23 protein-coding genes are annotated in these 25,627 nt (G+C 61.8%); 8 read left to right on the top strand and 15 right to left on the bottom strand.

Going from position 1 to position 25,627, the window contains the following annotated elements; all coding sequences use genetic code 11:
- Positions 1 to 7 precede the first annotated feature (7 nt).
- Genes ACZRMO_RS23135 through ACZRMO_RS23145 form a run of 3 tightly spaced genes read left to right on the top strand, consistent with a single transcriptional unit; the run spans position 8 to position 1,472 of the window.
- Positions 8 to 586, top strand: coding sequence for an RNA polymerase sigma factor (locus ACZRMO_RS23135; protein WP_463974297.1), 579 nt, complete (start codon positions 8 to 10; stop codon positions 584 to 586).
- Entirely contained in the window at positions 583 to 1,014 is a 432-nt protein-coding gene (locus tag ACZRMO_RS23140; protein WP_463974298.1) for a hypothetical protein, read from the top strand. The genes ACZRMO_RS23135 and ACZRMO_RS23140 overlap by 4 nt, the downstream gene beginning before the upstream one ends.
- A complete protein-coding gene (locus ACZRMO_RS23145) occupies positions 1,011 to 1,472 on the top strand; it encodes a periplasmic heavy metal sensor (protein WP_463974299.1) in 462 nt (153 codons plus the stop codon). The genes ACZRMO_RS23140 and ACZRMO_RS23145 overlap by 4 nt, the downstream gene beginning before the upstream one ends.
- A 3-nt stretch (positions 1,473 to 1,475) precedes the next feature.
- On the opposite strand, the gene ACZRMO_RS23150 is transcribed toward ACZRMO_RS23145, so the two are convergent.
- The gene (locus ACZRMO_RS23150; RefSeq protein ID WP_463974300.1) at positions 1,476 to 1,838 is read right to left on the bottom strand and encodes an NUDIX hydrolase; all 363 of its coding nucleotides are present in this window, start codon (positions 1,836 to 1,838) and stop codon (positions 1,476 to 1,478) included.
- A gap of 127 nt (positions 1,839 to 1,965) precedes the next feature.
- Between ACZRMO_RS23150 and ACZRMO_RS23155 the strand changes: the two genes are divergently transcribed.
- Together ACZRMO_RS23155 and ACZRMO_RS23160 are read left to right on the top strand one after the other, a co-directional pair.
- Complete coding sequence (locus ACZRMO_RS23155; RefSeq protein ID WP_463974301.1) at positions 1,966 to 2,946, top strand: Gfo/Idh/MocA family protein; 981 nt, start codon at positions 1,966 to 1,968, stop codon at positions 2,944 to 2,946.
- A gap of 35 nt (positions 2,947 to 2,981) precedes the next feature.
- Positions 2,982 to 3,611 carry a ribonuclease T2 family protein gene (locus tag ACZRMO_RS23160; RefSeq protein WP_463974302.1) on the top strand — a complete coding sequence of 210 codons (630 nt, stop codon included), beginning with the start codon at positions 2,982 to 2,984 and terminating at the stop codon, positions 3,609 to 3,611.
- On the opposite strand, the gene ACZRMO_RS23165 is transcribed toward ACZRMO_RS23160, so the two are convergent.
- Positions 3,608 to 4,045 (bottom strand): Rrf2 family transcriptional regulator, encoded by a 438-nt coding sequence (locus tag ACZRMO_RS23165; protein WP_124529170.1) that lies wholly within the window; start codon positions 4,043 to 4,045, stop codon positions 3,608 to 3,610. The two genes, ACZRMO_RS23160 and ACZRMO_RS23165, sit on opposite strands and share 4 nt — an antisense overlap.
- 146 nt (positions 4,046 to 4,191) lie before the next feature.
- On the opposite strand from ACZRMO_RS23165, the gene ACZRMO_RS23170 reads away from it, so the two are divergent.
- A complete protein-coding gene (locus ACZRMO_RS23170; protein ID WP_463974303.1) occupies positions 4,192 to 5,076 on the top strand; it encodes an NAD(P)/FAD-dependent oxidoreductase in 885 nt (294 codons plus the stop codon).
- Here ACZRMO_RS23170 and ACZRMO_RS23175 read toward each other — a convergent pair.
- Positions 5,066 to 5,764, bottom strand: a complete 699-nt coding sequence (locus tag ACZRMO_RS23175; RefSeq protein ID WP_463974304.1) for an SDR family oxidoreductase — start codon at positions 5,762 to 5,764, stop codon at positions 5,066 to 5,068. The two genes, ACZRMO_RS23170 and ACZRMO_RS23175, sit on opposite strands and share 11 nt — an antisense overlap.
- 107 nt (positions 5,765 to 5,871) lie before the next feature.
- Between ACZRMO_RS23175 and ACZRMO_RS23180 the strand changes: the two genes are divergently transcribed.
- Together ACZRMO_RS23180 and ACZRMO_RS23185 are read left to right on the top strand one after the other, a co-directional pair.
- Positions 5,872 to 6,312: a winged helix-turn-helix transcriptional regulator gene (locus tag ACZRMO_RS23180; protein ID WP_463974305.1), complete on the top strand. Its 441-nt coding sequence runs from the start codon at positions 5,872 to 5,874 to the stop codon at positions 6,310 to 6,312.
- A 90-nt stretch (positions 6,313 to 6,402) separates the two neighbouring features.
- Complete coding sequence (locus ACZRMO_RS23185) at positions 6,403 to 6,990, top strand: LysE family translocator (RefSeq protein ID WP_463974306.1); 588 nt, start codon at positions 6,403 to 6,405, stop codon at positions 6,988 to 6,990.
- Here ACZRMO_RS23185 and ACZRMO_RS23190 read toward each other — a convergent pair.
- From ACZRMO_RS23190 to gloB, 12 genes are all read right to left on the bottom strand, one after another.
- Positions 6,932 to 7,816 carry a helix-turn-helix domain-containing protein gene (locus ACZRMO_RS23190; RefSeq protein WP_463974307.1) on the bottom strand — a complete coding sequence of 295 codons (885 nt, stop codon included), beginning with the start codon at positions 7,814 to 7,816 and terminating at the stop codon, positions 6,932 to 6,934. The two genes, ACZRMO_RS23185 and ACZRMO_RS23190, sit on opposite strands and share 59 nt — an antisense overlap.
- Positions 7,817 to 7,879: 63 nt before the next feature.
- Complete coding sequence (locus tag ACZRMO_RS23195) at positions 7,880 to 11,344, bottom strand: hypothetical protein (RefSeq protein ID WP_463974308.1); 3,465 nt, start codon at positions 11,342 to 11,344, stop codon at positions 7,880 to 7,882.
- A 109-nt stretch (positions 11,345 to 11,453) separates the two neighbouring features.
- Entirely contained in the window at positions 11,454 to 13,916 is a 2,463-nt protein-coding gene (locus tag ACZRMO_RS23200; protein WP_463974309.1) for a TonB-dependent siderophore receptor, read from the bottom strand.
- Between the two features lie 97 nt (positions 13,917 to 14,013).
- Positions 14,014 to 14,964: a FecR domain-containing protein gene (locus ACZRMO_RS23205; protein WP_463974310.1), complete on the bottom strand. Its 951-nt coding sequence runs from the start codon at positions 14,962 to 14,964 to the stop codon at positions 14,014 to 14,016.
- Positions 14,961 to 15,482 carry a sigma-70 family RNA polymerase sigma factor gene (locus tag ACZRMO_RS23210; RefSeq protein ID WP_463974311.1) on the bottom strand — a complete coding sequence of 174 codons (522 nt, stop codon included), beginning with the start codon at positions 15,480 to 15,482 and terminating at the stop codon, positions 14,961 to 14,963. The genes ACZRMO_RS23205 and ACZRMO_RS23210 overlap by 4 nt, the downstream gene beginning before the upstream one ends.
- Positions 15,483 to 15,717: 235 nt before the next feature.
- On the bottom strand, positions 15,718 to 17,319 hold the full coding sequence (locus ACZRMO_RS23215) for an ABC transporter ATP-binding protein (protein WP_463974312.1): 1,602 nt from the start codon (positions 17,317 to 17,319) through the stop codon (positions 15,718 to 15,720).
- A 1-nt stretch (position 17,320) separates the two neighbouring features.
- Positions 17,321 to 18,340 carry an ABC transporter permease gene (locus tag ACZRMO_RS23220; protein ID WP_017738565.1) on the bottom strand — a complete coding sequence of 340 codons (1,020 nt, stop codon included), beginning with the start codon at positions 18,338 to 18,340 and terminating at the stop codon, positions 17,321 to 17,323.
- A gap of 1 nt (position 18,341) precedes the next feature.
- On the bottom strand, positions 18,342 to 19,415 hold the full coding sequence (locus ACZRMO_RS23225) for a microcin C ABC transporter permease YejB (RefSeq protein WP_463974313.1): 1,074 nt from the start codon (positions 19,413 to 19,415) through the stop codon (positions 18,342 to 18,344).
- Positions 19,416 to 21,248, bottom strand: coding sequence for an extracellular solute-binding protein (locus ACZRMO_RS23230; protein WP_463974314.1), 1,833 nt, complete (start codon positions 21,246 to 21,248; stop codon positions 19,416 to 19,418).
- Positions 21,245 to 23,074 carry an extracellular solute-binding protein gene (locus tag ACZRMO_RS23235; RefSeq protein ID WP_463974315.1) on the bottom strand — a complete coding sequence of 610 codons (1,830 nt, stop codon included), beginning with the start codon at positions 23,072 to 23,074 and terminating at the stop codon, positions 21,245 to 21,247. Before ACZRMO_RS23235 ends, ACZRMO_RS23230 begins: the two co-directional genes overlap by 4 nt.
- A gap of 235 nt (positions 23,075 to 23,309) precedes the next feature.
- The gene (locus tag ACZRMO_RS23240; protein ID WP_463974316.1) at positions 23,310 to 24,725 is read right to left on the bottom strand and encodes a transglycosylase SLT domain-containing protein; all 1,416 of its coding nucleotides are present in this window, start codon (positions 24,723 to 24,725) and stop codon (positions 23,310 to 23,312) included.
- 98 nt (positions 24,726 to 24,823) lie between these two features.
- Entirely contained in the window at positions 24,824 to 25,591 is a 768-nt protein-coding gene (gene gloB, locus ACZRMO_RS23245) for a hydroxyacylglutathione hydrolase (protein WP_463974317.1), read from the bottom strand.
- Positions 25,592 to 25,627: the final 36 nt, after the last annotated feature.

Here is a 25,627-nt window from a genome sequence, read left to right on the forward strand (position 1 = left end):
TAGCCGATTGAAAGACACTGATCCGGACGTTGAGCTGCTGGCGCGTATAGGCAATAACGAACCTGCGGCCGTCAACGAAATGGTCACGCGCAAACTCCCGCGTCTGCTGGCGCTCGCCAGTCGGATCCTGGGGGATGCCGATGAGGCCAGGGACGTGGCCCAGGAGAGCTTCCTGCGGATCTGGCGCCAGGCGGCCAACTGGCGCGCCGGGGAGGCGCGATTTGATACCTGGTTGCACCGGGTAGCACTGAACCTGTGCCGGGATCGCCTGCGTCGGCGCAAGGAGCGCCCGCTGAACGAAGATGAGGCGCTGCAACTGGCCGACACCGCGCCGTCGCCGGACGAGCACCTGGAAGCGGCTGACCGCAGCGCGCGGATGGCCGCTGCGTTGGCCGCATTGCCCGAGCGCCAGCGCGAAGCCATCGTGCTGCAGTATTACCAGGAGCTGTCGAACATCGACGCCGCGGCCCTGATGGAAATCAGCGTCGAGGCACTGGAGAGCCTGCTGTCACGGGCTCGCCGCCAGTTGCGCAATCAACTTGCCGATACACCAGGGCTTGCCCGCCCAGGAAGGGAAAAACCATGACGCCCGAACGATTCGCTCACTTGGCTGATGCCTACGGGGCCAGCTTGCATCGCTGGCCGTTTGCTGAACAGGCGCCCGCCCAGGCCCTGCTCGACAGCGGCGATCCCAGCGCCCGCCAGGCCTTGCACGAGGCCGCTTGGCTGGATACGCAACTGGATGCTCACGCGGTGCTACAGACCGATCTGGCGTTGGCCAGGCAGATTCGCCAATCCGCACCGCGACGGGCGTCATTTTGGTCGCGGTATACCCACTGGCTGTCACCCGCCGGCCTGGTGGGCGTGGGTATTGCCGGCATCGCCGCCGGGGTGTTGGTGGCTTCGATGAGCGTGCCGCTGCCGATGCTGTCCGCCGAGGTGCTGCCCAGCGTGTTCGATCAGGGCGATGCGGAAGTCGTGTTTAGCGTTAACGCCGAGGAAACCGAACAATGACGCCCAAGTCCCTTAAACCGTGGTTGATGGTATCGGTGTTGCTCAACGTGTTTTTGCTCGGTGGCGTGGGCGGCGGCCTCTACCATTGGATGGCGACGGCTAAACCCGTCGAAGCCGTGGTCAACAGACATGGGCTGCGCCAGGCGATGTTCAAGTTGCCACCGGAGCGCCGCAGGGAACTGCGCCAACTGTTGCGACATAACCGTGCCGACAGCCAGCCGTTGATCATGGCTGGGCGCGAAGCCCGGCTTGGGGTGATCCAGCAACTACAAGCGCCGACGCTGGACCGTGACGTACTGGTGGCTGAGTTGGCCAAGGCCCGCGAAGCGGATATGGCCTTGCGCGCGTTGGTGGACACGACGCTGGCACAATTCGCCAGCACGCTTCCCCAGGATGAGCGACAGAGCCTGGTAGAGGCGTTGTATTTGCGGGGGCAGGCCAAAACCAGACAGAAATGAAGGTTACAGGCGACGCAGGAAGGATTTGACGATATGCCGGGTGGCGTCGGTGGTGTCCAGTTGGTCCATCGCGCCATAGGCATGCCACTGGCAATCGACTATTTCGTTACAAGGCTTTGCGTCGGCGATGTTCACCACCGACGCCTCGAACACATGATGCAGCGTGTCGCGCGCCTTCAGTTCCTGCAAATACAGCAACCCGTCCACGGTCAGCCCGGTTTCTTCCTCCAACTCGCGTTCGGCCGCGCCCACAGGGCGCTCGCCGCGCTCGACCTTGCCGCCTGGCAATGCCCATTTTGACCTGGCCTTGCGCACGAAGAGGATTTGCCCCTCGTGTTCACAAATGACCGTTGCACGAATTTTCATCGTCTGTGCCCCCGCAGGTGGATGAGTGTCATAAAAGTGTAATGCAATTGTCATGCTAAGTGCTTGTAGCGGGGGCCTCGAGGTAGGTGGATACTGCGCGCTTGATTTGAACGGCCGAGGAAAACAGATGAACACCGTACGTTGGGGGATGATCGGTTGTGGCAGTGTCACTGAGTTAAAGAGTGGACCCGCTTTCTACAAAGTGCCAGGTTCGGCGCTGGTGGCCGTGATGGGGCGCCGTGAAGCAACGGTGCGCGATTATGCGGCACGCCATGGGATTGCCCGCTTCTATACCGACGCCCAAGCGCTGATCAACGACCCTGAAGTGGATGCGGTGTACATCGCCACGCCACCCGCCAGTCACCTTGAATACAGCCTGATGGTGGCTGCAGCCGGCAAGCATTGCTGTGTCGAGAAACCCATGTCGATGAATGCCGAGCAAAGCGCGTTGATGCAACGCACCTTTGAGCGCGCCGGGTTGCATCTGTTCGTCTCCTATTACCGGCGCTCGCTGCCGCGCTTCCAGCAAGTGCGTGATTGGCTGCGGGAAGGGCGCATCGGCGAGTTGCGCCACCTCACCTGGACCCTGTGCAAACCGCCTGCCGCCGAAGATGCCAGCGCTGCCAACTGGCGCACTGACCCGGCGATTGCCGGTGGCGGCTATTTCGCCGACCTGGCCAGCCATGGCTTCGACCTGTTTCAGTATCTGGCCGGGGATATTGTCGAAGTGGCCGGTTTTACCTCGCGCCAGGAGGGTCGTTATGCCGCCGAGGATGCAGTGACCGCCAGTTGGCGTTTCGCCTCGGGCGCACTGGGCATGGGTTGCTGGAATTTTGTTGCGGACCGTCGCGAGGATCGCGTCGAGTTGATCGGCAGTCGAGGCCGCATCGAATTTTCAGTGTTCGACGATCAACCGTTGCGCCTTGAGGGTGACACCCAGGTGGTGCTTGAGGTGCCTTGTCACGCGCATATCCAGTGGCATCACGTGGCGGGCATGAACGCACATATCCGGGGCGACGCCGAGCATCCATCACTGGCGATCGAGGCCCTGAAGACAGATCGCATCCTGGACAAGGTGCTACAACGTAACCCCCATCACCCTGGGTAGGCACGGTAGATTTTGGTTTTCAAGGATATAGACGAATGAAATATTGGATGGTGGTGTTGCTGTTCATTGCCGCAAGTTCAAGCGCGGCCCCGCGTAGCCAAGGGACGCCGGGGGAGTTTGATTTTTATGTGTTGTCGTTGTCGTGGTCACCGACGTTTTGCCTGACGCACCCGAATAACGAGCAGTGTTCGGGCAAAGGCTATGGTTTTGTGTTGCACGGTTTGTGGCCGCAGTACGCGCGGGGCGGGTGGCCGGCGTCGTGTGCGCCGCAGTCGCGGTTGAGCCGCGAAGAAATGGACAAGGGCGCGGCGCTGTTCCCCACGCGTGCGCTGCTCAAGCATGAATGGGCCAAACATGGCACCTGTTCCGGGCTTGAGCCCCTGGACTATCTGGAGAAGACCGATGCGGCGCTAGGCGTGGTGGTTATCCCGACGCAACTGCAGCCGTTCAATACCCCACCGGCGTTGCCGGCCCGTGAGATCGAGGCGCTGTTTCGCGAGAGCAACCCGCGCCTGGGCAACCATGGGCTGGCGGTGATCTGCAAGGGCAAGGTGTTGTCGGAAGTGCGCGTGTGCCTGACCAAGGACCTGGCGTTCGCCGGCTGCCCGCGCAGCGTGAAAACCACCTGCCGCGCTGGCGATATCCGCATTCCGGCCCAGCGCTAAGGCAGCGTTGCCAAGCGATAGCGCTCATCGAAGTCCTCGGCCAACTGCGCCAGGCTGACATCGCCCAGGCGCTTCAATAGCAGGGCCTGGGCCTGTTCGAATGCGTCTGTCAGGGCGGCGTTTACCGCTTGCTCCACCAGGCATTCCGGGTGATCGGTGGACAGGCCGATGGCAAATATCGACGGTGTGCCCAAGGCCCGGTGAATATCCAGCAAGGTGATTTCACTCAAGGGTTTGCCCAGCGTCCAGCCGCCCTGGTGGCCCTTTTCCGAGCGTACGTAGCCTTTTTCCTTGAGCAACCCAAGCGTGCGCCGCACGACCACCGGGTTGGTGCCGAGCATCTGTGCGATGGTCTCCGAGGTCGCGCGTTCTTCATGGCGGCCCATATGGATCAGCACGTGCAGCATGCGCGAAAGCCGGGTGTCGTTTCTCATCAAAAAACCTCAGGATCGATTCGCCGCAAAGTATCGTTCGTAACCTAAAAAGTTGCGAGACTCTTGACGCTGTATTTTCATGTAACTTATGGTGTGCCGTGATAGCGCAAGGACCCCCTGGCGCAGAAAGCACGGAGTCTCCCATCATGCTGTATGACGTCATTATCGTGGGCGGCAGTTATGCCGGCCTGTCTGCGGGCCTGCAACTGGCAAGGGCGCGGCGCAAGGTGCTGGTGATCGATGCGGGGCAGCGGCGCAACCGGTTTGCCGCGACCTCCCATGGCTTTCTCGGCCAAGACGGCCAGGCGCCCGACCTGATCGCCGCAGAAGGGCGCAGCCAACTGATGGAGTACCCGACGGTGAGCTGGGTGCAGGACAGCGTGTTCCAGGCCCATGGCCAAGCGGACGGGTTTCGCGTCAGCACCCAATGCAACGGCGAATTTGACGCCCGCCGCCTGATCCTCGCGACCGGTGTGGTGGACGAGTTGCCCGCTGTCGAGGGCCTGCAGGAACGCTGGGGCTCGCGGGTGTTCCATTGCCCTTACTGTCATGGTTATGAGCTGGAACAAGGGCGCATCGGCGTATTGGCCAGCTCCGCGCTGGCGATGCATCACGCGCTGATGCTGCCGGACTGGGGGCCGACCACGTTGTTCACCAACGGCGTATTCACCCCGGATGCAGAGCAACGGGCGCAGTTGGAGCGGCGTGGCGTCAACTGGGAAAGTGGCGCCGTGCGTCGCATCAGCGGTGAGCGTGCGGATGTGGAGCTGGAAGACGGCCGGGTTTTCAGCCTGGATGGCCTGTTCACCCTGACGCGCACGCGAATCAGCGCGCTGGCCGAACAGTTGGGGTGCACAAGGCTCGATGGCCCCACGGGTCCTTATGTCAGCACCAACGAAACCCGCCAGACCTCCGTCCCCGGCGTGTTTGCCTGTGGCGATGCGTCCCTCGCCGCCGGTTCGGTGGCGTTGGCAGTGGCCGAAGGCGTGCGTGCCGGGGTGGGCACGCACGTGTCCTTGATCAATGGTTGAGGTACACCGGGCTATCCGTGGACAGCGACGCCTTCACCCCATGGCTGGTGTCGCTGACCAGCACTTCTTCGCGGTCCTCGGCCAGGGCTTGCAGGGTGAGTGCGACCACTTCCTGGGGCGTGCTTTTCGGCGCTTGCACATCGGCGATCATGTCGGTGTCGATGTAGGCGGGGTGTACGCCGATGACCAGGGTGCCTTGTGCGCGCAACTCGCCGCGCAGGCCGTTGGTCAAGCCCCATTGGGCGGACTTGGACGTGCTGTAGCCACCGGCGCCCGGTGGGCTCAGCCAACTCAGTACCGAGAGCACATTGATCAGCGCGCCGCCGCCCTGGCGGGCGAGGATCGGTGCGAACGCGCGGCTTACACGCAAGGTGCCGAAAGTGTTCACATCAAAGTGTTGCTGCAGGTTCTCGACACTGTCTTCGGCCAGCAGCGAGCCGTACTGGAGAAAGCCCGCGTTGTTGATCACCACGCTGACGTCGCTGCATTGCTCGGCGGCGTGTTGCACGCTGGCGGCGTCGGTGATGTCCAGGGCGATCGGCGTGCTGCCTGGAATGTCCACGCTGGCAGGGTTGCGCGCGCCGGCGTAGACCTTGGTTGCGCCGGCTTCAAGCAGCGCGGTGACGAATGCTTTGCCCAGGCCACGATTGGCGCCGGTGACCAGTACCACTTTTCCACGAATGTCCATGCTGAGCTCCAGGCTGTGAATTTGGTTTAATGATGAAACTGTTTTTATCCTGAGCGTATCGGTCCTATAATGCAACCGTATTTTTTCAACTGGCTGGAGGCCCGACAATGAAACGCAAATGCCTGGAAGGCGACTGTTGCCCGGTCGCACGCGCCCTGGATGTGGTGGGTGACTGGTGGACGCTGCTGATCATTCGCGATGCCTTTGCCGGCGTGACGCGTTTCAGCGACTTCCAGAAGCATCTGGGCGTGGCCAAGAATATCCTCGCCGCGCGCCTCAAGGAGATGGTCGAGCAAGGCCTGTTGCAGCTCAGCGAAGTGGGCGCGCGCAGTGAATATCAACTGACCGACAAGGGCCGCGCGCTAATGCCGGTGCTGGTGACGCTGGCGCAGTGGGGTGAAGCGCACACCGAACCGGAGCAGCTTGGCACCCGCTTGCTGGATGCCCGCGCACTCAAGCCGTTGCGCAAGGTCGAGATCGTCTCCGAAGACGGCCGAGTGTTGGGCCAGGGCGATATCGTGACCCAGGCCCCCACGTCGGCGCAGTGAACGCCCAGAGGGTGATTTTGTTCAATACCGCGTGGGATTTGCCCTTTACCGTGATGCCATCTTCAGCGTCACGACAATAAGGGAATCGCAATGAGCTTGATCATCTCCATGGCCGCCTTCGCCCTGGCCACCTCTATCACGCCTGGCCCCGTCAACGTGGTCGCCCTCAGCTCCGGCGCTCGCTTTGGCTTTGCCGCCAGCCAGAAACATGTGTTCGGCGCCGCAGCCGGTTTTACCCTGCTGCTGGTGTTGATCGGTCTGGGCTTGCACGAAGTGTTGGTGCGCTGGCCGTTGCTGACGCAGTTGATCCAGTGGGGCGGGGTGGTATTTTTGTTGTGGATGGCCTGGAAATTGGCCGCCGACGATGGCCGCTTGCAAGCCGACAATGCCGCCGCCGCGCCATCCATGCTGTACGGCGCAATCATGCAATGGCTTAACCCGAAGGCCTGGCTTGCGTGCGTGGCAGGGATGGGCCTGTTTGTCGCTGATGGCGACGCGCAGCAGGTTTGGCTGTTTGCCGGCTTGTATCTGGTGATCTGCTACCTGTCGGTGGCGTGTTGGGCCTATGCCGGTACGTTTTTGCGGCGTTACCTGAGCAACCCGCAGGGCATGCGCGTGTTCAACCGCTCGATGGCCGCGTTGCTGGTGGCCAGTGTGGGTTATCTGCTGATGGCTTGAGGACCTCGCGGTATTGCCCTGGCGTGGCCGCGAAATGCTGTTTGAAGGTGCGTTGGAAGTGCGCCTGGTCGGCAAAGCCGGCGGCCAGGGCCACGTCGGCGATCAGTTCGCCCTGGCGCAGTTGTGTGCGGGCAAACTGGATACGCTGGTTGACCAGGAACGCGTGGGGCGTGAACCCGCAATATTGCTTGAACGCACGGATCAGGTAAGACGGCGACAGCTCGGCGGCCTGGCAGATGTCTTCGAGTTTCAACGCCTGGGTGCAGTGTTCACGGATGTACTCGGCGGCCCGCTCCAGCTTGTGGTTGACCTCGCGCAAGGGCGCCTGCGCAGGGTTCAGGCGTTGCTGCACGTCGCTGAAGTAGCTCACTAGCGCGCTTTGCTTTTGCAGGTGTTCTGCCTTCTCATTCACCAAAATCCCGTGCAGCTCCAACAGGCCGCGATACAGCAGCTTGTCGCGGGTGTATGGCGTGGTGAACTGGCGAAAGCCCAGGTCGGTACTGAACCCCAACTGGTATTGCAAGTCGGTCAGCCAGGGGGTGTCGATGTACAACATCTGGTAGGACCAAGGCTCGTCATGGATCGGATTGCATGCATGCACGTCGCCGGGGTTCATCAGCACGACGGTACCCGCGCTGATCTCAAACGTATCGGCGCCGTAGTGGTAATAGCTGCGTCCTGTGGTGACTGCACCGATGGAAAAGTGCTCATGGGCGTGCCGCGTGTAGGTGACCTTGCGCCCGTCAGCGATGGTCCGCGCCTCGACAAACGGCAAGGCGGCGTCACGCCAGAAACTGGGGGCCGTGGGGCTGGTTGGCGAGGACATGGCGCAAGGTTCCGAAGAGTGCTTGGCACTAGACTCCTGCATAACGGGAGACGGTTCAAGGCTTCATTTGGTGGCCAGGGCCATGTTGAGCAAGTACTCGTTCCACGGGTCTGGGGCGCTGCTGATGGTTTCCAGGGTGGGGACGACGGTTGCCAGCGAGTGTAGTGGCGCACGGCCCTGCAAGTAATGGTGCTCGATGATAAGCGACGCCAGTGCCTGGGAGCGCGGCGAGTCAAAACTGCGGGGTATGCGGTAGCCCTCGGCATCGGTCTGCGGCAGGTCTTCGACTTCGTCTAAATGCCTGTCGAGTTGGCCGATGTATAGCCCGGGCCCGGTTGGCGCTGGCGTTTGCCTTGAGGGTTCGGTACCTCGGGCGTAGGCCGGCCAGTCGACGGCGAGGTTTGGTACTGCCTGGTCCGGCGAGGCAGCGGCGGCCACCAGCGTAGCGTAGTCCAGGTCGCGGCGGGCCCTGAACAGCAGATATTTGGGGAAGCATTCATAGACATGCCGGTTCCCGTAGAAACTGGCGCAGACAATCACGCCGAACACCCCGACCAGGCCCGGGCCGCTGCGTAAGGCAAACAACTCGACCTTGCCGTACTCCAGGGCTTCGCGCCGTGGCAGCGACAACCCCGAAAAGACATTTTGCAGGTATTCCCTATAGGCCGCCTGTAGCCGTGCGACGTGGGCGTCGAAAGCGTTGGCGAACACTTGGTTGAACGGCGCCAACTGAACAAAGCGGCGGGCCATGTCCGGGTAGTTCATGCGCGTGTCCGAGCACACCCAGCGACTTGATGTAGCGTCCAGTTCGTTGGCGATGTAGAGGTCGACGAATGAATACTTACTTTCTGACAAAGGCGTATGCGTCAGCTCACTGCTGGACGTCACGGTGTCCTGGGTAGCTCTTGACCACGTAAGGTCGTCCAGTGACGTTGCCTGTGGGTAGACCTTTTTCAGCGTTTCCAGGGCGATGACCCGTTGACTCGGAATTTTCACGGAAAAGCTCGCCTGGGCTTCATGCAACCGCGTGCGCAAAGCATTGAGTTCCGTGATTGCGCTGTTGGTCTGTGTCCCGGTGTAGTGTTTCTTGCGCGGCAACACCGCGTTAGTCGCTGCCCAGGCGAGAATGGGCGGAGTGGCCTGCGGGGTGTCCAGAAACAGCTTCCAGCTGCCACGCGGCGGCAGGTAGGCCAGGTAGAGGATTTCGTCATGGCTCATCTGGCGTGCGGCGCCTGGGGCACGTTGCTCCAGATAAGTTGCGTATTGCTGGAACAACACCCAGGTCTGGGTGGCCATGTACGGCAGCGAGTCGGGGATGTCGCGTACCAGCAACTGCGGTGCCAGGCCGCAGAGCATCAAATGTGCAGCCAGCGCCGCGGTACCGGGCTCAAACCCCCGGAAGCTGGACTCCACGTATGAGCGGACAAAGGTGCAGGACTCGCCCCAGAAGTAGGGGGCAGTCAGGTCGAGGCCGTTTATCCGGCCCTTATGGGTGTCGGGAGTGGGGGACAGGCTCAGGATCAACGCCGCCCATAGCAGGGCGCTGCGGTTGGTGTGCCCATCGCTTACGCTGGTCTCCCTGCCTTGCCAGTGCACGGCCAGGGCCAATTGCCCCGCCAGTTCCTGAGCGCGTGGCGAGGCGATCAGGCGAATCAGCAGCACGTCGGCTTCGGCGCGGACATCTGCCGGCGACTTGCCTTGCAGCACAGGTTGGCTGAGGTACTCGAACAGGCTCAGCTCGGTGCCCACGAGAAACCGGATACTGGTTGCAAGCACTTGCTGGCGGTCCCGAGTCGACAAGGTCAAAGCGGCCTGCTGTGAGGTTTGGGCTGGGGTCAGTGCGCGCCAGTAATGACTATCGTACATGGGGTGGGGCACGGTAATCGTCCAGCGACGCGCTAGCAGGCGCGCGCCTTCCGGCGTGCCGGGCAGCGGGATACGATAGAGTTGCAGGGCCTGGCGCAGGCTGATTGCATCGTTGGTGCGCAGTTCGCCGCCCAATTCGCCGGCGAGGGTCCTCAGCCGGTTTGCCATGGTCGCTAGTCGCGAGTCGGCCAACACCGCCCGAGTCAGCGATTTCCACACGCCCTCTGTGTCCAGAGCGCCGATCCCAGTGTCGGTGCTGAGTAGAACGTGGCTGCCGGGATCGATGCGGTGTTCTTTCAGGATTACCGCGAACTGCGGTTGATTCACCAACGCCTGCAATGCCTGGCGACCGGGCAACAGTGTGGCATGCAAGGTTTCGGTGTCGATCGTGATGATCGCATTCAGTCCTTGTGGCCCGTGGAGGATGCCGCTGTCGGCGATTCTGTTGAGGGCGTTGCGCAGGGTGTGACGGTCATTGAGCACGCCAATGAAACGGTGGTAGATAGAGTGTTCATCCAGGCTGCGTGCGGCCACGTGCAGGGTGGGTGCTGGCGCTATCTGCCACTGCCTGAGGTGTGTGACCAGAGGCGTCAGTGCGGCTTGGCTGGTAATGCGCTCGATTCCATAGACCTGCATGCACGCGGCGAGGCTCAGGCTATGGTCAGGGTAAATATCGATATCGAGCCTGTCTGCCAGGCGGCACAAGGTATGCCAGTGCAGCCCCAGCGTCTTGGGAAGCAAGTCGCGCATCTGGAATTCGCCCTTGAGCCGATTGGGCAATACGCTCACCACGTGCCTTGCGCGATCAAAAAAATACCCGGCCAATCGCGCTGATTCGCCGTCGCCACTTTCTTCAATGATCACCTTCAGGTACTGCGCCGCTTCTTTCACGGTGCGCGCCAGCAATGATCCCGACGTCAGGTGCACGCGGGACCTGAACAGCTCCAGGCCGCTGAAGTCAACCAAGCTTTCCAGGGTAGTGGCCAGTAGTTGGAAGTCACGCTGTTGATTGAGACGTTCCCCATGCAATAACGAGCGGTTTTGGCCAACGCTATCAATGGACGGAAACGCATCGGCGGCCCGCAACTCCTCGCTGATCACCAAGGCTTGGGGGCGATTGGTGGGCATCGGGTAGCCGTAGAACGCCAGTACCCGATCCAGGCCCAATCGGCGCTCGGTGTGGGGAATGCGATCACCGAGGTAGGGCATGCCCAGGTCCGCCGGGTCCATCAGTTGGGCGATGAAGATGATTGGATTGGCCACTGTCCACCAGCCCGAGTTGTCGGCCAGGGTAAAGCGCTGCACGTTGGGTTGGAGGTACGCCTGGCCTTCGAGTGCACCGCTACGTACCCGCAATGTGGAGAAGTCCAATCGGCGCTTGTCGGCCCATTCGAGGAAGGGTGCGCTGTTGAACGCTTTAGTGAGCATATCGCCCCATTGACCTAACAGGGAGAGGTGGGAAACGCTGACCGAACTGTTCGCCGCCGGGACGACAGGCGCCTCCAGGATAGGCAGCAATTGTGCGATCAGTTCACGGTCACCCAGGCGGCGCCGATCGTCGCGCTCACTGAGCTCGGCGGCTGTATAGCTGATGTCGGCGAACGCCAGGTTTTCAGGTGAATAGTCTTCGGGAGATAAAGCGAGTGTCAGTGAACCTTCCATGGGGGGGCCTGGGTAATGGCTAAACCCCCATGATTGGTTGTCTGGACGGGTCTGGACAGCAGGCCGTTCGCAAACTGGCGTGGTTTGCCGCTACGACCGCCGTCAGACGTCAGAAATCCCAGCGCGTGGCCAATTGCAGGCTGCGCGGTTCACCGTAGAACCCGGTGCCGAAGTTGCCAAGGCCCGTGTAGTACTTTTTATCGAACAGGTTCTTCACATTGAGCGTGGTGCTCAGGTGTTCGTTGAAGCGGTAGCGTGCCATCAGGTCCACCAGGTAGTAGCTGTCCTGGGTGATGCGCGCGTAGTCGCCGCCGTTGACGCTGTCATTCGGGTTGGGCTGGAACACGTTGCCAAAGAACTCGCTCTGCCAGTTCACGCCGCCGCCCACGGTGACGTTGTCCAGTGCGCCGGGCAGGCGATAGGAACTGAACAGACGCACCACCTGCTGCGGCGTGGTGGTTTGCAGCACCGAGCTGTACACGTAGCCGTCATCCGCATCGCGAGTGTGCTGGTAGGTGTAGCCGGCCGAGATGTTCCAGCCGTCCAGCACCTCACCGGACAATTCAGCTTCAAAGCCCTTGGTGGTGGCGCCGGCAATTGCGCGGTACACCGAGTCGGTATCAAAGCCGGAAACGTACTGGGCAACGTTGTCCTGCTCGATGCGGAACACCGCAAAGCTGGCGTTCAGGCGACCGTCGTAGAACGCGGCCTTGAGGCCCGCCTCGTAGGTGTTGCCTTCCACCGGGTCGAGCAGTTTGCGGTCGGCGTCCTTGCTGGTTTGCGGGCGGTAGATCTGGGTGTAGCTGGTGTAGGCCGACCAGGTGTCGTTGAGGTCGTAGACCAGCCCGGCGTATGGCGTGACCACGCCGCTCTGGTGATAGGTGGTGCGGTTGTCGGCCTGGGTCGGGTCGTAGAAGTCGGTGGTGTCGGTGCCGCTGAAGTTGTTGACCCGTGCGCCGAGGATCACCGACAGGTCGTCGGTGGGTTTCAGGCGGGTGGCCAGGTAGGCGCCGGTCTGGCGTTGCACGATGTCGTTCTGGCCGCTGCGGGGGATGTCCGGTTTGGCGTACTCGCCGTGCCAGTCGAAGATGCTGCCGCCCACGCCTGGGTAGATCGAGCCGTACACCGGCACATCCTGTTTCGAGCGGGTGGCCATGAAACCCATGATCAACTCGTGCTCGCGACCCAGCAGGCTGAAGGGGCCGCTGACGTTGATGTCCAGGGTGTTTTGCACCTGGTCGCCTTTGTATTTGCCCATGAACATGTACATACCATCGCCCGTCACCGGGTCCGGGTTACCGCCGCTGGCCGAGGCGAGCAGGGTGTCGTGCTGACTGCGCTTGCGGTCGAGGCTGACTTTGAGCGACCAGTCGTTGGCCAGTTTCTGTTGCACGGAGGCGAAGATTGTCTGGTTGGTGAAGTCGCGGCGGCTCCAGTCGGCGGCCGGGTTGAACGAGCGCGAGAAATTCGTGCGCGAGCCGTCGCTAAAAAACATCGGGAAGCCGGTCCAGCTGGCGCCACGGGAGCGGGTGTTTTGTTGGTCGATGCCGAAGGTCAGCAGGGTATCGGGCGTGAGGTCCGCTTCCAGGATGCCGTAGGCGATGTCCTTGGTGTTCTGGTAGTGGTCCAGGTAGGACTGGCGATCCTGATACACGCCGACAAAACGCCCACGCACATTGCCGGACTCGGTCAGCGGCCCGGAGATATCGCCTTCGGTGCGGTAGTTGTCCCACGAACCAAAGGTCTGCGTCACCGAAGCCTTGAAGGCGGCAGTGGGTTTTTTGCGGATCAGGTTGACCGTCGCCGACGGGTCGCCGGAGCCGCTGAGCAAACCGGCGGAACCCTTGATGATTTCCAGGTGGTCGTACACCGCCATGTCGGTGCTGGTGGTGCCGTAGTCGTACACACCGTCGTAGGTCGAGTTGACGCCGTCGTACTGGAAATTGGTGATCGGCAGGCCCCGCCCGGAAAACTCCCAGCGCTCGCTGTCGTAGTTCTGCACGCTGATGCCGGGGGCGCGGCGCAGGGTGTCGGCGATGCTGTTGGAGCCTTGGTCATCCATCTGCTGGCGGGTGATCACGGTGACCGATTGCGGGGTTTCGCGCATCGACAGCGGCAGGCCGGTAGCCGAGGCCATGGACCCGGTGGTGTAGGAATGGCTGTCTTCGGTGATGGCGCTCAGTTGCTCGCCGGAAATCGTCGTGGCGCCCAGCTCCAGGGCGCCAGTGTTGGCCGGGATCAGTTCGAGCACGTAACCGTTATTGCCTTGGGGCTGTGCCTGCAAGCCGCTGCCTTGCAACAGGCGCTGCAAGCCGCTGGCCGGGGTGTAGCTGCCATTGAGCCCGGGGCTGCTCTTGCCGGCGGCAAGGCTGTTATGGCCGGCGATAAAAATGCCCGATTGCGCGGCGAAGCTGTTCAACACACTGACCAGGGAGCCGCCCGCGATGCTGTAGTTGCGCGTGGCTTGCTGGGTGGCGTCCGGCCCGGCGGCGTACGCCGTCGGTAGGCCGAGGCAAAACAGTGAGGTGGCCAGCGCCAGTGGGCGCAGCGCGAAACGAGCAGGTTGCGACATGAAGAGTTCCCTTTGAATCAGATCGAACGGCGAATTGAAAGCGTCTGCAGGGTTAACCGGACGAGTGTTCAAAAGGGGAACTGGCGCAGGCAGATTTTTATTTGGGGACGACGGTGACCCACCAAGGGAGCGGGCTCTCAAGGCGAATCGGCAATGCGGCTTGCAGCAGGTGCAAGGCGTGGTCGCTGTCCTTGAGCGGGAATGAACCCATCACCGGCAACTGCGCTACCGCCGGATCGCAGCCGAGGTGGCCGGGGCTGTAGCGGTTGAGTTCGGCGATCAGTTGGCCCAGCGGCAGGTTGTCGGCCAGCAGTACGCCGTGGCTCCAGGCTTCACGTGCAGGGGACGCGGCGGTAGTTGTGTCGAAGTGTTCGCGGGTAAACCAGACTTGCTGGCCGGCTTCGATAATGCGCACTTGCCCGCTGAGCGTGCTGACTTGCACGCGGCCGTCGAAGACGTTCAGGTGGGTGCGATGTTCGTCATGCAGCACGCTGAAGCGCGTGCCCAGCGCTTGCAGGCGGCCGTGTTCGGTGTCCACCAGAAACGGCCGGTGGGCGTCCTTGGCGGTGTCGATCAGCACCTCGCCAAAGCGCAGCTGCAACAGGCGTTGCGTGCTATCGAAGCGCACATCCAGGGCTGTCAACGCGTTGAGCCACACATGGCTGCCGTCGGCCAGCAATGCATCGCGGGTTTCGCCACGGGTGGTGGCGTAATCCGCGCTCCAACCGCCCACCAGTCGGGGCAGGGCGGTGTTGCGCCAGGCGCCCCAGGCCAGTGTCGAACCGCCGCACAGCACCAGCAAAGTCTTGAGGGTTTGCCGACGGGAACTGCGCAAGGCCCGGCCGGCGCTTTGCGGCTGCTCCAGCAGCGGCGCAAAGCGTTGGCTGACACGCTCGACATACTGCCAGGCCGCCAGATGCTCGGGGTTCTGCGCGACCCAGGCCTGCCAGCGCTGTTGCTCCTGGGCGCTGCCTGGGGCCTGCAAGCGCACATACCATTGCGCCGCCTGTTCCAGGCTGGCATGGCTGAGCGTGCCGGGGCTGTTCATTGCACCAGCATCCCGTCCAGTTCGGCTTCGAGGATCGCGCAGTGCAACAGGGCCTGAGCCATGTATTTCTTGACCATGCGCTCGCCCACGCCCAACTGCCCGGCGATCTGCTGGTAGGGCAGGCCATGGAGTTGGGCGAGCAGGAAGGCTTCGCTGACCTTTCGCGGCAGGCGCGCGAGCATGGCGTCTACTTCGTAGAGCGTCTCGACGATGATTGCGCGCTGTTCCGGCGACGGCTGTGTGTCTTGCGGGCGCAAGGCCAGGCTGTCGAGCCAGGCTTTTTCCAGTTGGCGGCGGCGCCAGTGATCGATGCACAAACCCCGGGCGATAGTAGCCAGGTAGGAGCGCTGGCGCAGGTGATCGCTCTCGACGAGCGGGCGGTTGAGGATGCGGATGAAGGTGTCGTGGGCCAGGTCGGCGGCATCCCAGCGGTCATTCAGGCGCCGGCGCAACAGGCCGAGCAGCCAGCTGTGGTGGGTGCCGTAGAGGTAGGTGAAAGAGGTCGACACAATATCCATCCAGCGCAAAAGGATTGGCGTAAATAAGAATTGGTCGCGATTAAAGCAAAGGGACGGGGTGTGCGCAAATGATATTGGATGCTATTGGTATGTTGAGGCGCCCGCAGTCAAATGTGGGAGCGGGCTTGCTCGCGAATGCGGTGGGTCAGTCAACTCATCCAGTGACTGATCCACCGCTTTCGCGAGCAAGCCCGCTCCCACACAAGCCCGCTCCCACATGTTGAACTGTGTTGTGTCAGGCCGGTACGAGGAAGGCTGCTTCTAACAGCTGCCGGGTATAGGGGTGCTGCGGGTCGGCGAAAATCGCCTTCGCCTCGCCTTGCTCCACCACCTGGCCCTGTTTCACCACCATCAGCTGATGACTCAGCGCCTTTACCACCGCCAGATCATGGCTGATAAACAGGTAGGTCAGGTTGTACTTGGCCTGCAAGCTGCGCAGCAATTCCACCACCTGGCGCTGCACTGTGCGGTCCAGCGCCGAGGTAGGTTCATCCAGCAAGATCAGGCGTGGCTTGAGCACCAGGGCGCGGGCGATGGCGATGCGTTGGCGCTGGCCGCCGGAGAACTCGTGGGGGTAGCGATGGCGGGATTCCGGGTCCAGGCCGACTTCCTTGAGCGCCGCGATAATCGCCGCTTCCTGTTCCACCGGCGTGCCCATCTTGTGAATGCGCAGGCCCTCGCCGACGATCTCGCTGACGCACATGCGCGGGCTCAGGCTGCCAAACGGGTCCTGGAACACCACCTGCATTTCCCGGCGCAGCGGGCGCACCTGTTGCTGGGTGAGTTGGTCCAGTTGCTGGCCTTCAAAGCGAATACCGCCCTTGCTGCCGATCAGCCGCAGGATCGCCAGGCCCAGGGTGGATTTGCCCGAGCCGCTCTCGCCGACAATCCCCAGGGTTTGCCCCTGGGGCAGGCTGAAGTTGATGCCGTCCACGGCCTTGACGTAGTCCACGGTACTGCGCAAGAAGCCTTTCTTGATCGGGAACCAGACCTTCAAGTCATCGACTTCCAGCAACGGCGGGCCCACCACATTGGTGGCCGGGCCACCGCTGGGCTCGGCCGCCAGCAGCTCCTGGGTGTAGGGGTGCTGGGGCGACTGGAACAGCGTTTCGCACTCGGCCTGTTCAACGATGCAGCCTTTCTGCATCACGCACACGCGATGGGCAATGCGCCGCACCAGGTTCAGATCGTGGCTGATCAGCAGCAAGGCCATGCCCAGGCGCGCCTGCAATTCCTTGAGCAGCTCGAGGATCTTCAACTGCACGGTGACGTCGAGGGCGGTGGTCGGCTCATCCGCAATCAACAATTCCGGCTCATTGGCCAAGGCCATGGCAATCATCACCCGCTGGCGCTGACCGCCGGACAATTCGTGGGGCAGCGCCTTGAGGCGCTTGTGCGGTTCGGGGATGCCCACCAGGTCGAGCAGTTCCAGGGTGCGCTGGGTGGCGACCTTGCCTTGCAAACCCTTGTGCAGGCCGAGCACCTCGTTGATCTGCTTCTCGATGGAGTGCAGCGGGTTCAACGAGGTCATCGGCTCCTGGAAGATCATCGCAATGCGGTTGCCGCGAATATGGCGCAGGGACTTTTCTTTCAGGGTCAGCAGGTCTTGCCCGGCGTACTCGATGGTGCCGGAAGGGTGGCGTGCCAACGGGTAGGGCAGCAAGCGCAGGATCGAGTGCGCGGTCACCGACTTGCCCGAGCCGCTTTCGCCCACCAGCGCGATGGTTTCGCCGCGCTTGATGTCGAAACTGACGTTGTTCACCACGCGGTGGGAGTGCTCGCCCGTGACGAACTCGACGCTGAGGTCGCGGATTTCGATCAGATTGTCCTGATTCATCTCATTTCCTCGGGTCGAAGGCATCGCGAGCGGACTCGCCGATAAACACCAGCAAACTCAACATGATCGCCAGCACGGCAAACGCACTCATGCCCAGCCACGGCGCTTGCAGGTTGGATTTGCCCTGGGCCACCAGCTCGCCCAACGACGGCGAACCGGCCGGCAAGCCAAAGCCGAGGAAGTCCAGGGCGGTGAGGGTACCGATGGCGCCGGTGAGGATGAAGGGCATGAAGGTCATGGTCGAGACCATCGCGTTGGGCAGGATATGGCGGAACATGATCGCGCCGTTCTGCATGCCCAGCGCCCGCGCCGCACGCACGTATTCGAGGTTGCGCCCGCGCAGGAACTCGGCGCGCACCACGTCTACCAGGCTCATCCAGGAGAACAGCAGCATGATCCCCAGCAGCCACCAGAAGTTGGGCTGCACGAAGCTGGCGAGGATGATCAACAGGTACAGCACCGGCAAGCCGGACCAGATTTCCAGGAAGCGCTGCCCGGCCAGGTCCACCCAGCCGCCGTAAAAGCCCTGCAAGGCGCCGGCGATCACGCCGATGATCGAGCTGAGCACGGTGAGCGTCAGGGCAAACAGCACCGACACGCGAAAGCCGTAGATCACCCGCGCGAGCACGTCGCGGCCCTGGTCATCGGTACCCAGCAGGTTGACGCTGGACGGCGGCGCGGGGGCCGGCACTTTCAGGTCGTAGTTGATGCTCTGGTAGCTGAACGGGATGGGCGCCCACAAGGTCCAGGCGTCCTTGGCCTTGAGCAGCTCCTGGATGTACGGGCTCTTGTAGTTGGCTTCCAGGGGGAACTCGCCGCCGAAGGTGGTCTCCGGGTAGCGCTTGAGCGCCGGGAAGTACCAGTCGCCGTCGAAGTGCACCGCCAGTGGCTTGTCGTTGGCGATCAACTCCGCGCCCAGGCTGAGCACGAACAGGATCAGGAACAGCCACAGCGACCACCAGCCACGCTTGTTCGCCTTGAACCGCTCGAACCGGCGGCGATTGAGGGGGGATAGATTCATCTCAATGCTCCCGGCTGGCGAAGTCGATGCGTGGATCGACCAGGGTATAGGTGAGGTCGCCGATCAGTTTCACGATCAGCCCCAGCAGGGTGAAGATAAACAGCGTGCCGAACACCACCGGGTAGTCACGGTTGATCGCCGCTTCAAAGCTCATCAGGCCAAGGCCGTCGAGGGAGAAGATCACTTCCACCAGCAGCGAGCCGGTGAAGAAGATGCCGATAAAGGCCGACGGGAACCCGGCGATCACCAGCAGCATCGCATTGCGAAACACATGGCCGTAGAGCACGCGGTGGTTGGTCAGGCCCTTGGCCTTGGCGGTGACCACGTATTGCTTGTTGATCTCGTCGAGAAAGCTGTTCTTGGTCAGCAGGGTCATGGTGGCGAAGTTGCCGATCACCAACGCGGTGATGGGCAGCGCCAGGTGCCAGAAGTAATCGAGGATCTTGCCAACCCAGCTCAGCTCGTCGAAGTTGTTGGAGGTGAGCCCGCGCAACGGGAACCAGTCGAAGTAACTGCCGCCGGCAAACACCACGATCAACAGGATGGCGAACAGGAACGCCGGGATCGCGTAACCGACGATGATTGCCGAGCTGGTCCACACGTCGAAGTGGCTGCCATGGCGCGTGGCCTTGGCGATCCCCAGGGGAATCGACACCAGGTACATGATCAGCGTGCTCCATAACCCGAGGGAGATGGACACCGGCATCTTTTCCTTGATCAGGTCGATGACCTTGGCGTCACGGAAGAAGCTGTCGCCAAAATCCAGGCGGGCGTAGTTCTTGACCATGATCCACAACCGTTCCGGCGCCGACTTGTCGAAGCCGTACATCTTCTCGATTTCCTTGATCAGCGCAGGGTCCAGGCCCTGGGCGCCGCGGTAGCTGGAACCGGCCACCGCGACTTCGGCACCGCCGCCGGCGATGCGGCTGGTGGCGCCGTCAAAGCCTTCGAGCTTGGCGATCATCTGCTCCACCGGGCCGCCTGGCGCGGCCTGGATGATGATGAAGTTGATCAGCAAGATCCCGAACAGCGTGGGGATGATCAGCAATAGGCGGCGAAAAATATAGGCCAGCATTTAATCGCCTCCGCTCGCCGGGTCGGCGCTCGTTTGGGGGTTAACGGGCGGCTGCACATTCGGCTTGCTCCACCAGGTGGATATGCCGACGTCGTACAGCGGCGAAACCTTTGGATGGCCGAGGTTGTTCCAATAGGCCACGCGGAAGGTCTTGATGTGCCAGTTGGGGATCACGTAGTAGCCAAACTGCAGCACGCGGTCCAGGGCCTTGGCGTGGGCGATCAGGCTGACGCGGGTGTCGGAATCGATCAGTTGCTCCACCAGTTGATCGACAGCCGGGTCTTTGAGGCCCATGTAGTTGCGGCTGCCGGGCTTGTCGGCACTGGTGGACTTCCAGAACTCGCGCTGTTCGTTACCCGGTGACGACGATTGCGGGAAGCTGCCCACCACCATGTCGAAGTCTCGCGAGCGCAGGCGGTTGATGAACTGGGACACATCGACCCGGCGAATCACCAGGTCGATCCCCAAGTCGGCGAGGTTGCGCTTGAACGGCAGCAGGATGCGTTCGAACTCGGTCTGGGCCAGCAGGAACTCGATGGTCACCGGTTTGCCGGTGGTATCGACCATCTTGTCGTCGACGATCTTCCAGCCGGCTTCCTGCAACAACTGGTAGGCCTCGCGCTGCTGGGCGCGGATCATGCCGCTGCCGTCGGTCTTGGCCGGTGCGAAGGCTTGCGTGAAGACTTGCGGCGGGATCTTGTCGCGCAGCGGTTCAAGGATTGCCAACTCGTCCGGGCCGGGCAGGCCGGTGGCGGCCATGTCGGAGTTTTCGAAGTAGCTGCGGGTGCGGGTGTAGGCGCCGTTGAACAGCTGCTTGTTACTCCATTCGAAATCCAGCAACAGGCTGATGGCCTTGCGCACGCGCACGTCTTCGAACATCGGTTTGCGCACATTGAACACAAAGCCCTGCATCCCCGTGGGATTGCCGTTCGGGATCTCTTCCTTGACCAAACGGCCTTCGGCCACCGCCGGCACGTTGTAGGCGTTGGCCCAATTCTTCGCGCTGAACTCGGCCCAGTAGTCGAACTGCCCGGCCTTGAGCGCCTCCAGCGCCACGGTGGCGTCGCGGTAGTAGTCGGTGATGCGCTGGTCGAAGTTATAGAGGCCCTTGTTGATCGGCAGGTCCTTGCCCCAGTAGTCCTTGACCCGCTCGTAACGCACCGAACGCCCGGCCTTGACCTCGGCCACCTGGTAAGGACCGCTGCCCAGCGGGAATTCCAGGTTGCCTTTGTTGAAGTCGCGGGTGGCCCACCAGTGTTTCGGCAATACCGGCAATTGGCCGAGGATCAGCGGCAATTCGCGGTTGTTGGTGCGCTTGAACTTGAACAGCACGCGCAACGGGTCTTCGGCGATGACTTCGTCCACATCGGCGTAGTAGGTGCGATAGAGCGGGGTGCCGTCCTTGATCAGGGTTTCGAAGCTGAACACCACGTCGTCGGCACGCATCGGGTGGCCGTCGTGGAAGCGCGCTTCGGGGCGCAGGTAGAAGCGTACCCAGCTGTTGTCCGGGGCCTTTTCGATCTTGCCGGCCACCAGGCCGTATTCGGTGAAGGGTTCGTCGAGGCTTTGGGTGGCGAGGGTGTCGTAGATCAGGCCGATATTGTCGGCGGGCACGCCCTTGCTGATAAACGGGTTGAAGCTGTCAAAGCCGGTCAGGCTGGATTCGCGGAAGGTGCCGCCCTTGGGCGCGTCGGGGTTGACGTAGTCGGTGTGCTTGAAGTTGGCGGGGTATTTGGGCGGTTCGTTGTACAGCGTCAGCGCATGTTGCGGGGCGGCGTGGGCCAGGTTGCACAGCAACAGGCTGGCGATCAATGCGTTGCGCAAATACGTCATTGGGCTTTCTCCGAAGCTTTCAGCCACCATGCGCTCAGGCCCAGGCTGTAGGGCGGCGTGGTGACAAAGGCGAACCGGTTGCGGTACGCCACGCGATGATAGTTGAGATACCAGTTGGGAATGCTGTAGTGCTGCCACAGCAGCACCCGGTCAAGGGCGCGGCCGGCGGCCAGTTGTGCGTCGCGGGTTTGCGCTGCGAGCAGTTGTTCCAGCAGGTGATCGACAATCGGGTTATTGATGCCTGCGTAGTTCTTGCTGCCCTTGATCGCGGCCTGGCTGGAGTGGAAGTACTGCCACTGCTCAAGGCCGGGGCTCAGGGTCTGGTTGAGGGTGATCAGGATCATGTCGTAGTCGAATTGATCCAGGCGCTGCTTGTACTGGGCGCGGTCAACCGTGCGCAGGCGTGCGTCGATGCCGATACTGATCAGGTTTTCGACATAGGGCTGCAGGATGCGCTCCAGGTTCGGGTTGACCAGCAGGATTTCGAAGCGCAGCGGTTGCCCATCGCTGTTAAGCAGGCGCTGGCCGGACAGCTTCCAGCCGGCCTCGCCGAGCAGGGCCAGGGCGCGGCGCATGGTGTCACGCGGGATGCCACGACCGTCGGTCTGCGGCAGGCTGAAGGGTTGGGTGAACAGGTTCACCGGCAACTGGTCGCGGTACGGCGAGAGCAGCAGCCATTCATGGCCCAGCGGCACGCCGGTCGCCGAGAATTCGCTGTTGGGGTAATAGCTCAGGGTGCGTTTATAGGCGCTGCTGAACAGGGTGCGGTTGGTCCATTCAAAATCGAACATCAGCCCCAGGGCTTCGCGCACCTTGGTCTGGCTGAACGTGGGCCGGCGCGTGTTCATGAACAGGCCTTGGCTCTGGGTGGGGATCTGGTGGGCGATTTGCGCCTTGATCACATCGCCACGGTTGACCGCCGGGAAGTTGTAGCCGGTCGCCCAGTTCTTCGCCTGGTGTTCGATATAGATGTCGAATTCACCGGCCTTGAAGGCTTCGAAGGCCACGTCGCTGTCGCGGTAGAACTCCACTTCGACCTTGTCGTAGTTATAGAAGCCCTGGTTGACCGGCAGGTCCTTGCCCCAGTAATCCTTGACCCGTTCGAACACCAATTGCCGGCCAGGGGTAACCTTGGTCACACGGTACGGCCCACTGCCCAGTGGCGGTTCGAAGGTGGTGGCCTTGAAGTCGCGGTCTTTCCAGTAGTGCTGGGGCAGCACCGGCAACTCGCCCAGGCGCAGGATCAGCAACGGGTTGCCGGCACGCTTGAAGACAAAGCGGATGCGGTGACGGTTGAGCACATCGACCCGCGCCACCTCTTGCAGGTTGGTGCGGTATTGCGGGTGGCCTTCGGTCAGCAGGGTGCGATAGGAGAATGCCACGTCATTGGCAGTGATCGGCTTGCCATCATGGAAGCGTGCTTCCGGGCGCAGGTTGAACACCACCCAGCTACGGTCCTCGCTGTACTCCACCGACTGCGCGATCAGGCCATAGCTGGAGGTGGGTTCATCACCGGATGGCGCGTACTGGCCAGTACCGACCATCAACGGCTCGTTCAGCTCATTGACGCCGTATTGCAGGAAATTGGGGGTGGAAACCGGGCTGGAGCCCTTGAAGGTGTAAGGGTTGAGCGTGTCGAAGGTGCCAAATGCCATGACCCGCAAGGTCCCGCCTTTCGGCGCTGCAGGGTTTACCCAATCGAAGTGGGTGAATTTGGCCGGGTACTTGAGCACGCCGAACTGCGTATAACCGTGGCTCTCGGTAATGGTCGCGTTCGCGGTAAAGCTCAAGGCCAGACTTATTAGTAGAAGGAGGGGACGCTTCAAGTCAGAGATCCGATCCAGGCGGCTTGGGCTTTATGATCGGTACAGTAACAGCTTGTTCCGGTTGGAAAAAGCATCTTGAAAATGGCGATAAACCAATGTGGGAGCGGGTTTGTTGTGGCGAGGGAGCTTGCTCCCGCTGGGCTGCGTAGCGGCCCCAAAATCTTGGGAGCGCTTCGCACTCCAGCGGGAGCAAGCTCCCTCGCCACAGGCAAGCCTTGCCCCGGACGCTGAGTTATCAGCGCGGCCCGGAAACCACCAGCATCTGCCCGGGCTTCAACGCCTGGCCGGTGCGTGGGTTCCAGCGCTTGAGATGTTGCATCTCGACGTTGAAACGCTTGGCGACGATATACAGCGAGTCGCCTTTCTGCACCTTGTATTGCACGGGTTTCTTGCTGCCGGCCTTGGCCACCAGCTTGCGCTTGTCCTGCATCACCAGGGTCTGGCCGACCTTGAGTTGCTGGCCATTGAGCTTGTTCCAGCGTTGCAGGTCGTGCACATCGACCTTGTTGGCCTTGGCGATCAACGTGAGGTTGTCGCCACTGCGCACCTTGTAGCTGCGGGTGCGCCCGGCAACGGCCTTGGTTTCAACTTCGTCGAACACCGGCTTTTTCGGGCGCATGCTCAGCAATTCTTCCGGCTTCATCGTCGAAAGGGTGCTGGTCAGTAGTTGCGCCTTGGAGGTTGGCACCAGCAGATGCTGGGGGCCGTCCAGGGTGGTGCGTTGCTTCAGGGCCGGGTTGAGCTGGAACAGTTCGTCTTCGTCGATCTCGGCCAGCGCGGCAACCCGCGACAGGTCCATGCTCTGCTTGACTTCAACCACTTCGAAGTACGGCTGGTTGGCAATCGGGTTCAGGTTCACGCCGTAGGCTTCGGGCGCCAGCACCACCTGGGACAGCGCCAGGAACTTGGGCACGTAGTCCTTGGTTTCCTGGGGCAGTGGCAGGTTCCAGTAATCGGTGGGCAGGCCGAGCTTTTCGTTGCGCTCGATGGCCCGGCTCACCGTGCCTTCGCCAGCGTTATAGGCGGCGAGGGCCAGCAGCCAGTCGCCGTTGAACATATCGTGCAGACGGGTCAGATAGTCCAGGGCGGCGGTGGTGGAGGCGGTGATGTCGCGACGGCCGTCGTAGGCACGGGTCTGGCGCAGGTTGAAGTAGCGCCCGGTGGAGGGGATGAATTGCCACAAGCCGACTGCATCGCTGCGCGAATAGGCCATTGGGTTGTAGGCACTTTCGATCACTGGCAGCAGCGCCAGCTCCAGGGGCATGTTGCGTTCTTCAAGGCGTTCGACGATGTAATGAATGTAGAGGCTGCCGCGTTCGCCAGCGTTTTCCAGGAAGGACGGGTTGCTGGCGAACCACAGGCGCTGTTGCTCGATGCGCGGGTTGACGCCGACGCCGTCCTGCAATTGAAAGCCCCGGCGCATGCGTTCCCAGACATCCTGGGGCACTTCCGGGGCAGGCTTCTCTGAGAGCCAGATAACGGGTTTTTGCTTGATCTTGGCAGCAAGATTCGGTTTGGGTTGCACGGTGGATTGTGCAGCGTAATTTGTCGATTGGCAGCCCGCCAGAGTCGCGGACACAGCCACCGCCACGGCTTGAGCCAGGCGGGTCAATGCGTCTGAAGAGATGGATTTACGAATAGATGACGACATTGGCTGGAAGTAAGTTCCGGGCAAAAATGTCGGGCGATTCTAGAAAGCGCTTTGGTTCCGGTCAACCATTCAGAAATTACGTATCAGATTGCGTTGCCTTAGAACTTATCTTTCCATGCCCTCAAGCTAGCAAATACCTCGGCCCCCGGGCGGTTGTCGCGACCATTCCGTTCGTCCGCTTTTTGTTTAACGGATGTTTCAGCGGTGCGCAGGAAGGGGTTGGTACGCTTCTCCAGGGCCAGGTTGGACGGCAACGTCATCTCGCCGCGAGCCCTTAGCTGGCGGACGTTTTCCACCCGTTCGGCGATGTCGGCATTGTGCGGTTCCACCGCCTGGGCAAACTTGAGGTTGCTTTGTGTGTATTCGTGGGTGCAATACACCAAGGTGTCGGCAGGCAGGGACGCCAGATGCTCAAGGGACGCGTGCATCTGCTCCGGTGTCCCTTCGAACAGGCGCCCGCAGCCGGCGGCGAACAGGGTGTCGCCACAGAACAGCACGCCCTGGTGGTAGAAGGCGATATGGCCAAGGGTGTGGCCGGGCACGCTATAAACATCGAAGTCCCAGCCCAGTACGCTGATGCGGTCGTTGTCGTCGAGGGCGACGTCCCTCGCGGGGATTTTTTCGTGCGCCGGGCCGTAGACCTTGGCGCCTGTAACACTTTTCAGTTGCTCGACACCGCCGACATGATCATGGTGATGGTGGGTGATCAGGATGTCGCTGAGGGCCCAGCCAGGGTTCTGTTCGAGCCAGGCCAGTACGGGCGCGGCATCGCCGGGGTCGACCACGGCGCAGCGCTGGGTCTTGGGGTCTTGTAACAACCAGATGTAGTTATCGGTGAAGGCGGGCAGGGCACTGATCTGTATCATTCTTCGATTCGCCAAGCTGAACACATTGGTGCATCT

It is taken from the genome of Pseudomonas sp. B611, assembly GCF_055407965.1.